This is a genomic window from Gordonia sp. (in: high G+C Gram-positive bacteria), assembly GCF_020438995.1.
In the GTDB taxonomy this organism is placed as follows: domain Bacteria; phylum Actinomycetota; class Actinomycetes; order Mycobacteriales; family Mycobacteriaceae; genus Gordonia.
In genome coordinates, this window is the sequence record NZ_JAGQTN010000022.1 from 1 (window position 1) to 10,172 (window position 10,172).

Annotated in this window: 6 protein-coding genes and 1 pseudogene; 5 read left to right on the forward strand and 2 right to left on the reverse strand. The window is 65.6% G+C overall.

The genetic code is table 11. The features are described 5' to 3' along the window. Positions 1 to 837, reverse strand: an 837-nt coding sequence (locus KDB67_RS01730) for a helix-turn-helix transcriptional regulator (RefSeq protein WP_291011611.1), incomplete at its 3' end; no start/stop codon positions are given. A gap of 118 nt (positions 838 to 955) precedes the next feature. On the opposite strand from KDB67_RS01730, the gene prpD reads away from it, so the two are divergent. The 5 genes from prpD (at position 956) to KDB67_RS01755 (ending at position 9,690) form a co-directional block, all read left to right on the forward strand. Continuing rightward, positions 956 to 2,470 carry a 2-methylcitrate dehydratase PrpD gene (prpD, locus tag KDB67_RS01735; protein WP_291011613.1) on the forward strand — a complete coding sequence of 505 codons (1,515 nt, stop codon included), beginning with the start codon at positions 956 to 958 and terminating at the stop codon, positions 2,468 to 2,470. After that, positions 2,470 to 3,381, forward strand: a complete 912-nt coding sequence (gene prpB / locus KDB67_RS01740) for a methylisocitrate lyase (RefSeq protein ID WP_291011615.1) — start codon at positions 2,470 to 2,472, stop codon at positions 3,379 to 3,381. The genes prpD and prpB overlap by 1 nt, the downstream gene beginning before the upstream one ends. A 322-nt stretch (positions 3,382 to 3,703) precedes the next feature. Then, on the forward strand, positions 3,704 to 4,837 hold the full coding sequence (locus tag KDB67_RS01745) for a bifunctional 2-methylcitrate synthase/citrate synthase (RefSeq protein ID WP_291011618.1): 1,134 nt from the start codon (positions 3,704 to 3,706) through the stop codon (positions 4,835 to 4,837). Between the two features lie 145 nt (positions 4,838 to 4,982). Continuing rightward, positions 4,983 to 8,372, forward strand: coding sequence for a pyruvate carboxylase (locus tag KDB67_RS01750; RefSeq protein WP_291011620.1), 3,390 nt, complete (start codon positions 4,983 to 4,985; stop codon positions 8,370 to 8,372). Between the two features lie 352 nt (positions 8,373 to 8,724). Continuing rightward, positions 8,725 to 9,690, forward strand: a complete 966-nt coding sequence (locus KDB67_RS01755; protein ID WP_291011623.1) for a 2OG-Fe(II) oxygenase family protein — start codon at positions 8,725 to 8,727, stop codon at positions 9,688 to 9,690. Positions 9,691 to 9,927: 237 nt separating this feature from the next. On the opposite strand, the pseudogene KDB67_RS01760 reads toward KDB67_RS01755, so the two are convergent. Then, positions 9,928 to 10,172: pseudogene (locus KDB67_RS01760) on the reverse strand (5-methyltetrahydropteroyltriglutamate--homocysteine S-methyltransferase); the annotation flags it as partial.

The window sequence follows — 10,172 nt, forward strand, 5'->3', positions numbered from 1 at the left end:
CGCGCCGGCGAAGTAGTTGGCCAGGCCGACGCGGGCGACGGGAACCGATTCGGGACTGAGGTTTTCGGCACCGGCGAGGATCTCATCGAACAATCGCGCCTGCGTGAGGAATGCGAGCTGGGTGGCGAGCTGAAAGGCACGCTGGCCGGCGTTGAGTCTACCCGCGAGGTGGACCGTCTTGCCGGCAGTGTCGAACCGTCGTTTCGGGTTGGTGCTTGCCTTGACCGGGTCAGTGTCGTGGGCGATCGCCACCCGGATGCCGAACTCATCGGAAAGTACCTGCGCCAGTTGAAGATCCAGGCCGCCGATGGACAGTCCGTGTCTGTCGAACATTTCCTCCGCCGCCACGTCGAGGACGTCGATGTGATTCTTGTGGTCGTAGAAGAAGTCACGCACCTCCTCGAACGGCATCGGGGTGCGCGGCGATGTGGTGTCGGACGGGGCGTCGGCGAACTCGCCGCGATACATCTCGACCTCGGCGGTCAGTGCGGTGAGCCTGCGGTGCAGGGCGACGAGCGTGCGGCCCGCGGCAGGCATCCGGGAAACCAGTTCGGTGATCTCCGCGCGGGAGACCTCGCCGGATTCGGAGTGCGCGGCCAGGGCGTCGGACAGGTCCGCGACCAGGCGGGCGTCGGGGTCGGCGGCGAAGTAGTCGGCGCCCAGATCGAACTCGCGGGTGAGGGTGAGTAGCACAGGCACGGTGATGGGGCGCTGGTCGTTCTCCAGTTGATTGACGTAGCTGGTGGACAGCTCGATCCGCCGGGCCAGCGCCGCCTGGGAGAGTCCACGCTCGTCGCGCAGACGGCGCAGACGGGCGCCCACAAACAGCTTGGCCATGGCGTGAGCATAGCGGATCCAACATCCACAACATTCGCAAAGGAGCGAGGAAAGATCCGCAATTATACACAATATCCAGGTCTTTCGTTGATATCGGAGCTGTGCGTACGGTGTGGACATGATCAATCACACCGTCACCTCGCATCGCAGTTCGGACGACTTCCCCAAGTCGGAGCACCTCGCCGAGAAGATCGCGGCGATCGCCGTCGACCCTGTCGAAGTGCCCGCCGACACCGAGGACATGATCATCAACCGCATCATCGACAACGCCTCGGTGAGCGCGGCGTCGGTGATCCGCCGCCCCGTCACCTCGGCCCGCACCCAGGCGCAGGCCCACCCGTACACCGGCACCGACCGCACCGGTGCCGGCGTGTTCGGTATCGGCGGCGTCTACTCGCCCGAGTGGGCCGCGTTCGCCAATGGTGTGGCCGTGCGTGAGCTGGACTTCCACGACACCTTCCTGGCCGCCGAATACTCGCACCCCGGTGACAACATCCCGCCGCTGGTCGCCGTCGCCCAGCACGTCGGGGCCTCCGGTGCCGATCTGATCCGCGGTCTGGCCACCGCCTACGAGGTGCAGATCGACCTGGTCAAGGGCATCTGCCTGCATGAGCACAAGATCGACCATGTGGCCCACCTCGGGCCGTCGGTCGCCGCCGGTCTGGGCACCATGCTCAATCTGGATCAGGAGACCATCTACCAGGCCATCGGGCAGGCCCTGCACCTGACCACGGCCACCCGGCAGTCCCGCAAGGGCCTGATCTCCAGCTGGAAGGCGTACGCCCCCGCGTGGGCCGGCAAGGTCGCCATCGAGGCCGTCGACCGGGCGATGCGCGGAGAGGGCTCGCCGTCGCCGATCTGGGAAGGTGAGGACGGCGTGATCGCGTGGCTGCTCAGCGGCCCCGACGCCCAGTACACGGTGCCGCTGCCCGGCCCCGGCGAGGCCAAGCGCGCCATCCTCGACAGCTACACCAAGGAACATTCGGCCGAATACCAGAGTCAGGCGCCCATCGACCTGGCCCGCCGGATGCGGGAGAAGATCACCGACTTCACGCAGATCGAGTCGATCGTGCTGCACACCAGCCATCACACCCACGTGGTCATCGGCACCGGCTCGGGTGATCCGCAGAAGTTCGATCCCGACGCCAGCCGCGAAACCCTCGACCATTCGGTGCCCTATATCTTCGCCGTGGCATTGGAGGACGGGACCTGGGATTCGGAGAAGTCCTACGCACCTGAGCGGGCACACCGTCCCGAAACCATCGAGCTCTGGCACAAGATCTCCACCGTCGAGGATCCGGAGTGGACTCGTCGATACCACTCGAATGACCCGGCGGAGAAGGCTTTCGGCGCCAAGGCCGTCATCACCCTCAAGAACGGTGACGTGATCACCGACGAGCTGGCCGTCGCCGACGCCCATCCGCTCGGTGCCCGGCCGTTCGCCCGTCCGCAGTACGTGGAGAAGTTCACGGGTCTGGCCGACGGTGTTGTGGATTCGGCTGAGCAGGAACGTTTCCTGGCGTTCGTCACCGACCTTGCCGCCAAGCCCGCCGGTTCGCTGGGCGAGCTGAATATCGTTGTGCCGCAGACCTACCTGGACAAGGCTCCCACTGTCGACAAGGGGCTGTTCTGATGTCACTGTTCTCCTCGGGCGTCACCGACGGTGATAAGCGCATCGCCCTGCGCAACGGCCTGAACTCCGGTGAGTTGCAACGGTGGCCGGGAGCATTCTCGCCGCTGGCCGCAAAACTGATCGCCGACATCGGATTCGACGGCGTGTACGTCTCCGGTGCGGTCCTGGCCGCCGACCTGGGTCTGCCCGACATCGGGCTGACCACGCTCAGCGAGGTCACCGCCCGCGCCGGATCCATCGCCCGCGCAACCGATCTGCCGACGCTCGTCGACGCCGACACCGGATTCGGGGAGCCGATGAGTGCGGCGCGTACCGTCGCCGCACTCGAAGACGCGGGGCTGGCGGGTCTGCACCTGGAGGACCAGGTCAACCCCAAGCGTTGCGGGCATCTCGACGGCAAGGACGTGGTCCCGGTCGACGTCATGCTCAAACGGCTGCGGGCGGCGGTAGCGGCCAAGCGGGACCCGAATTTCGTGATCTGCGCCCGCACCGATGCCCGGGGTATCGAGGGTTTCGATGCCGCAGTCGAGCGAGCCAAAGCCTACGCCGACGCCGGAGCGGACCTGATCTTCACCGAGGCGCTGACAGACCTGAGTGAATTCGAGAAATTCCGCAAGGCCGTGGATACGCCGCTGCTGGCGAATATGACCGAATTCGGCAAGTCCGATCTGATTACCGCCGATCAGCTGCGCGATGTGGGCTACAACGTCGTCATCTATCCGGTGACCACGCTGCGGATCGCAATGGGTGCCGTCGAGTCGGGCTTACGTGAAATCCTCAGTGAGGGAACGCAGGCCGGGTTGCTCGACGGGATGCAGCATCGCAGTCGGCTGTACGAGTTGCTGCGGTATGCCGAGTACAACGATTTCGATTCCGAACTGTTCAATTTCACGCTTGCCGATGGGGCTTAGGGCGTAGGGGCGGTCGGGTGGTTGCGTCATGCGGGGATCTCGCCGGACCCTTCGTGACCCTCGCTCCTTCGTCGCTTCGGCCTCAGGGATCAAGAAGTTTCTCGGCTTCAGGGTTAAGGAGCTTTCGGCCTCAGGGGGCAAGAAGGTTCTCGGATTCAGGGTTAAGGAGCTTTCGGCCTCAGGGGTCAAGAAGTTTCTCGGCTTCAGGGTTAAGGAGCTTTCGGCTTCAGGGGTCAAGAAGTCTCTCGGCTTCAGGGGTTTAGAAGTTTTCTCGGCCTCAGGGATCAAGATGTGTTCCCACGTCAATCAAAGGAAGTTACTCATGAGTGCACCTGCTGGGGATCAACCGACCATTTACAAGGGGCTGGCGGGGGTGGTCGTCGACAAGACGGCCGTCTCCAAAGTTGTCCCGGAGACCAATTCGCTGACCTACCGCGGGTATGCGGTGCAGGATCTGGCCGAGCACTGCTCGTTCGAGCAGGTCGCCTACCTGCTGTGGCACGGTGAGCTGCCCAACGATGTGCAGCTGACCGACTTCAGCCAGAAGGAACGGGCGAACCGGCGGCTCGACCGGACGGCCGCGTCGATCCTGGTGAAGATCCCTGACACCTGCCATCCGATGGATGTGGTGCGCACGGCGATCTCCTTCCTGGGCACCGAAGACGCTGCCGAGGACGATCCGAGCCCGGCGGCCAACCTCGACAAGTCGCTGCGGATGCTCGCGGTGCTGCCGACGATCGTCGCCGCCGACATGCGCCGGCGTCGCGGGCTGGAGCCGATCGCCCCGCATCATGGGCTCGGCTACGCGGAGAACTTCCTGAACATGGTGTTCGGCAAGGTACCCGACCCGGTGATCGTGAAGGCGTTCGAGAAGTCGATGGTGCTGTACGCCGAGCACAGCTTCAACGCATCCACGTTCGCCGCACGCGTGGTGACCTCGACGCAGTCGGATATCTACAGCGCGGTCACCGCGGCGATCGGTGCGCTCAAGGGCAGCCTGCACGGCGGCGCGAACGAGGCCGTCATGCACGACATGATCGACATCGACCGCCCTGAACGTGCGCGGGAATGGCTGGGAGCCAAGCTCGACAACAAGGACAAGGTGATGGGCTTCGGCCACCGCGTCTACAAGAACGGCGACTCGCGAGTGCCGACGATGCGTAAGGCACTCGAAGACATCAGCGCCCATGTCGGCGAGAACAAGTGGCTCGAGATCTACGCCGAGCTCGAGGATGAGATGCGCAAGCGCACCGGGATCAAGCCGAACCTGGATTTCCCGACCGGCCCCGCCTACTTCTTGATGGGCTTCGACATTCCGGCGTTCACACCGATCTTCGTGATGAGCCGTATCACCGGATGGACCGCGCACATCATGGAACAGGCCGCCTCCAACGCCCTGATCCGGCCGCTCAGCGCCTACGACGGTCCGGCACAACGACCGCTTGCTGTGCGGTAGGTCACGATATACTGACGCGGCCATCGGCGGTGCGTACCGTATTGCGCGCAACGTCAGCCCCGGTGAGTGTCAGGGCCTCACAACGCAACGAAATTGGTTGTGAGGACTTGTTTCTCACGTCTTAATGACAAAAGAGAGTGTGCTCATGTTCGACAAGGTACTGGTGGCCAACCGTGGCGAGATCGCGATCCGTGCGCTGCGCGCGGGATACGAACTCGGGGCCCGGACCGTCGCGGTCTTCCCTTACGAAGACCGAAATTCGCTGCACCGTTTCAAGGCCGATGAGGCCTACCAGATCGGGATACCCGGCCACCCGGTCCGGGCGTACCTGTCGATAGACGAGATCGTGAGTGTGGCCGTGCGCTGCGGTGCCGACGCGATCTATCCCGGATACGGATTCCTGTCGGAGAACCCGGGTCTGGCCGCGGCCTGCGCGAACGCGGGCATCACGTTCATCGGTCCGCCCACCGAAGTACTCGAACTCACCGGCAACAAGGCCACGGCCGTCGCCGCGGCCAAGGCGTCCGGGATTCCCGTGCTGTCGAGCTCGGAACCCAGCGCCGACGTCGATGAACTGCTGGCCGCGGCGGCCGATATGCAGTTCCCCGTCTTCGTCAAGGCGGTCGCCGGTGGCGGCGGCCGCGGTATGCGCCGGGTGGAGACCATCGACGAACTCGCCGACGCCATCGCGGCAGCCTCCCGCGAGGCCGACGCCGCCTTCGGCGACCCGACGGTGTTCCTCGAACAGGCGGTGATCAACCCGCGGCACATCGAGGTGCAGATCCTCGCCGACACCCAGGGCAACGTCATCCACCTGTATGAGCGGGACTGCAGCATGCAGCGCCGCCACCAGAAGGTGGTCGAGCTCGCTCCCGCCCCCAACCTCGACCCTGCAATCCGCGACCGGATCTGTGCCGATGCCGTCGCCTTCGCCCGGCACATCGGCTACTCGTGCGCCGGAACCGTCGAGTTCCTGCTCGACGAACAGGGCCGGCACGTCTTCATCGAGATGAACCCGCGCATCCAGGTCGAGCACACGGTGACCGAGGAGATCACCGACATCGACCTCGTGGGCGCTCAACTACGCATCGCGTCGGGGTCGAGTCTGACCGACATGGGTCTGTCTCAGGAGTCCATCCAGATCCGCGGAGCGGCGCTGCAGTGCCGCATCACCACCGAGAACCCGGCCGAGGGCTTCCGGCCCGACGTCGGCCGCATCACCGCCTACCGTTCGCCGGGCGGCGCGGGTGTACGGCTCGACGGTGGCACCAACCTGGGTGCCGAGGTCGCCGGTCACTTCGACTCGATGCTGGTCAAGCTCACCTGCCGCGGCCGGGAGTTCCCGATCGCGGTGCGGCGGGCGCGCCGTGCCGTCGCCGAGTTCCGTATTCGTGGTGTGGCCACCAACATCCCGTTCCTACAGGCGGTTCTCGACGACCCGGACTTCCGGGCGGGCAACATCACCACCTCGTTCATCGACGACCGGCCGTGGCTTCAGATGTCGAAGGGCTCGGCCGACCGGGGCAGCAAGATCCTGTCGTACCTGGCCGACGTCACCGTCAACAAGCCGCACGGCGAGCGGCCCACCAAGGTGTATCCACGCGACAAGCTGCCCGCCGTCGACCAGCACCTACTGGCCTCGCCGCCCGACGGCTCGCGGCAGCGCCTGCTGGCGCTGGGACCGGAGGGTTTTGCCGCCGACCTGCGCGACAGCAAACGGCTCGGCGTTACCGACACCACGTTCCGCGACGCGCACCAATCGTTGCTGGCCACCCGGATCCGGACCAGCGGCCTGATCGCCGTCGCCCCGTACATCGCCGCGCTCACCCCGCAGCTGCTGTCCGTCGAATGCTGGGGCGGCGCGACATACGATGTGGCGCTGCGCTTTCTGAAGGAAGATCCGTGGGATCGGTTGGCGCAGTTGCGCGAAGCGATGCCCAACATCTGTCTGCAGATGCTGCTGCGCGGTGCCAACACAGTCGGGTACACGCCGTACCCCACGAAGGTGACCACCGCATTCGTCGCCGAGGCCACCGATGTCGGCATCGACATCTTCCGGATCTTCGACGCGCTCAACAACATTGAGCAGATGCGGCCGGCGATCGACGCCGTCCGCGAAACCGGGACCGCCGTCGCCGAGGTCGCGATGAGCTACACCGGCGACCTCTCGAACCCGGCCGAAGAGCTGTACACGCTCGACTACTATCTGCGGCTGGCCGAGCAGATCGTCGATGCCGGCGCGCACATTCTTGCGATCAAGGACATGGCCGGGCTGTTGCGCGCGCCGGCGGCCACCACTCTGGTGTCGGCGCTGCGCAAGGAGTTCGACCTGCCGGTGCACGTGCACACCCACGACACTCCCGGTGGTCAGCTCGCCACCTACCTGGCCGCCTGGCAGGCCGGAGCCAGTGCCGTCGACGGCGCCAGCGCCGCGCTGGCCGGCACGACCAGTCAGCCTGCGCTGTCGGCGATCGTCGCCGCTGCCGCGCACACCGAACATGATACCGGCCTGGACCTGGGCGCGGTGTGCGATCTCGAACCGTACTGGGAGGCCGTGCGCAAGGTGTACGCGCCGTTCGAGTCGGGTCTACCGGCCCCCACCGGGCGTGTGTACACCCACGAGATCCCCGGCGGTCAGCTGTCCAACCTGCGCCAGCAGGCCATCGCGCTCGGGCTGGGTAACCGGTTCGAGGCGGTCGAGGAGGCGTATGCGGCGGCCGACCGGATGCTGGGACGGCTGATCAAGGTGACGCCGTCGTCGAAGGTGGTCGGTGACCTGGCGCTGGCGCTGGTGGGTCGCGGCATCACCGCCGGCGAGTTCGCGGCCGACCCGTCGTCGTACGACATCCCGGACTCGGTGATCGGCTTCCTGCGTGGTGAACTCGGCGACCCCGCCGGCGGCTGGCCCGAACCGCTGCGCACGATCGCCCTCGAAGGCCGCGCCGAGGCGCCGGCACCCAAGGACTTGTCCGAGGCGGACTCGGCTGCGCTCGACGTGTCCGGCCGCGGCCGTCAGGAAACCCTCAACCGGCTGCTGTTCCCCGGCCCGACAAGGGAATTCGAGGACCATCAGGAACAGTTCGGCGACACCTCGAGGCTGTCGGCCAATCAGTTCTTCTACGGGCTGCGCTACGGCGAGGAGCACCGCGTCGAACTCGAACCCGGCCACGAACTGATCATCGGCCTCGAAGCGATCAGCGACGCCGACGAGAAGGGCATGCGCACCGTGATGTGCGTGCTCAACGGGCAACTGCGGCCGGTGGCCGTACGGGACAGGTCGGTCGATGCCGAGGTTCCGTCGGCGGAGAAGGCCGACCGCACAAACCCCAACCACATCGCGGCGCCGTTCGCGGGCGTGGTGTCACTGTCAGTGGGTGTCGGTGACGTCGTGGCCGCCGGTGCCGCGATCGGCACCATCGAGGCGATGAAGATGGAGGCCACCATCACCACCCCCGTCGAGGGGAAGGTGACCAGGGTCGCCATCGGTGAAGTCGCCCAGGTGGCGCCAGGGGACCTGCTGATCGTGCTCGGCTGAAACGCAGAGCAGCCGGACGCGCACAGCAGCAAAGAACGGACCGTCGGAGATCACATCAGGGTGTTGGGCCACCTGTGATCCCCGGCGGTCCGTTTCATCTTAGGCTGCTCGCGAGACGTTTTACATCGGTGTAATAGCGAGTAGCAGCGCAGCAACGCGCGAGGGGTCTACTTGGTGCCGCGAGTACTGATCGCACGAATCGAAGGTCCGCCCTTCGCGGGGTGCGGCGGGGTTGCGGCAGTGGCATATGCGGTCACCATGACCGGCGTGTTCACGCTGTCCGAAAAGACGTGCGGTCATCGCGATCTGGTCAACACAGCCCCGAAAGGACACCCCAGTGACCGCCTACGACATGACCGAACTCAACCGCGAATCCCAGATGGGCGCGGTCGGCACCGAAACCACCGACCGCGAGGTGCGCCGCATCTCCATCGCCGACTTCGAGGACCGCTTCGACGAGATCGCCGACGAACTCTGGTCGGCCGCAACCGATATCGGCTTCTTCCAGATTGTCGACCACGGCATCCCGCAGGATATTGTCGACGGTGTGTTCGCGATGGCGAACACCTTCTTCCACCTGCCCACCGAGATCAAGGAGCAGTACCCGCTGCAGAAGGGCACCAACGCCGGCTGGGAATACGGGACCCAGGTGCGCCCGTCGACCGGGACCGCCGACCAGAAGGAGTCCTACCAGTACACCAAACCGCGCATGGACGGGCTGTGGCCCAGCGAGGACGAACTGGCCGGATTCCGTTCCACCGTCGAGGATTTCGAAGCCCGCTGCTGGAAGATTGCGATGGATCTGCTCGGCTGCTTCGCAGTGAAACTCGGCCTGGACCGCGACTTCTTCACCGCCGCGCACGACCCCTCGTCGGACACCTATCAGAGCACTCTGCGGCTGCTGTACTACTACGCCTTCCCCGAGGAGATGCTCGGTGACCACAGCATCTGGCGAGCCGGGGCGCACACCGACTTCGACGCCCTCACCCTGCTGTTCCAGCGTGACGGCCAGGGTGGGCTGCAGGTGCTGCCGGGTGCGGAGATGAAGGGGCAGGAATGGACGCCGGTCACCCCGTCCGACGACGCCATCACCTGCAACATCGGTGACATGCTGATGCGCTGGTCCGACGACAAACTGCCGTCGAACTTCCACCGGGTGCGGCCGCCGCGCGAAGGTGAATCGCTCGACGCCCGGCAGTCGATCGCGTTCTTCGCGCAGGCGAATACGGACGTCCTCATCGAGAGCCCCGAGGGCAAATACCCTCCGTTGACGGCGGCCGAGTACCTGGCGCAGCGACTCAAGGCCAACAACGTGTGAGGTGGTCGCCTCGTGCATGGATGGTCACCTGACCCTTCGTGACCCTCGCTCCTTCGTCGCTTCGGCCTCAGGGATCAAGATGGTGTGTGGTTTGTCGATCGGTGTCGGGTCGGCCTCAGGGATCAAGATGGTGGGTGCATTCTCGTAGCCAAACATCTTGATCCCTGAGGAGCGGTCGCGTTAGCTTGCGAGCCGACCACGTCTCGAAGGGCCCGGTGACCCGAACGCCTGACCGGGCTACAGCCCGGCGCGGACCTGTTCGGTGGCCTCGACGAGGTTGGTCAGGGAGGCGACCACCTCCTCTGTGCCGCGGGTTTTCAGGCCGCAGTCGGGGTTGACCCACAGGCGCCGCGGGTCGACGGCTTTGAGTGCGGCCGAAAGGGATTCGGCGATCTCGGCGGTGCCGGGGACACGCGGGGAGTGGATGTCGTAGACACCCGGGCCGACGCCGTTGGCGAAGCCGACCGCGTTGAGGTCGTCGA

What these genes read in the sequence shown, in the direction of transcription:
- prpD (WP_291011613.1), top strand. Translation starts at nt 956, where the DNA reads ATGATCAATCACACCGTCACCTCGCATCGCAGTTCGGACGACTTCCCC.
- prpB (WP_291011615.1), top strand. Translation starts at nt 2,470, where the DNA reads ATGTCACTGTTCTCCTCGGGCGTCACCGACGGTGATAAGCGCATCGCC.
- KDB67_RS01745 (WP_291011618.1), top strand. Translation starts at nt 3,704, where the DNA reads ATGAGTGCACCTGCTGGGGATCAACCGACCATTTACAAGGGGCTGGCG.
- KDB67_RS01750 (WP_291011620.1), top strand. Translation starts at nt 4,983, where the DNA reads ATGTTCGACAAGGTACTGGTGGCCAACCGTGGCGAGATCGCGATCCGT.
- KDB67_RS01755 (WP_291011623.1), top strand. Translation starts at nt 8,725, where the DNA reads ATGACCGAACTCAACCGCGAATCCCAGATGGGCGCGGTCGGCACCGAA.